This window comes from Vibrio sp. 10N.222.55.C6 (assembly GCF_041473395.1).
GTDB classification, from domain to species: Bacteria; Pseudomonadota; Gammaproteobacteria; order Enterobacterales; family Vibrionaceae; genus Vibrio; species Vibrio crassostreae_C.
The window spans coordinates 1-213 of record NZ_JBFRSD010001301.1; the positions used below are offsets into that span (position 1 = coordinate 1).

Annotated in this window: 1 protein-coding gene; it reads left to right on the forward strand. The window is 53.1% G+C overall.

All coding sequences use genetic code 11. The annotated features are described in order from the left end of the window. The coding region (nrfD, locus tag AB4486_RS28620) for an NrfD/PsrC family molybdoenzyme membrane anchor subunit (protein WP_372120216.1) at positions 1-213 on the forward strand (213 nt) is incomplete at both ends.

Here is a 213-nt window from a genome sequence, read left to right on the forward strand (position 1 = left end):
GCCCTTGTGCTTGTGATGGCGATTGGCGCGATTGTTGGACCATTAGCCCTTACTGGTGACTTACACCAACCTGGAAGGGCGTGGCACTTCTACGCTCACATCACGCCTTGGTCGTGGATGTCTCTAGGTTCTCTGTTTCTCCCTCTGTTCTCTGGTCTGGCTGTCGCGACGGCTTGGGTTTACTTACGTGATGACATCGCACAACTTAAAGAG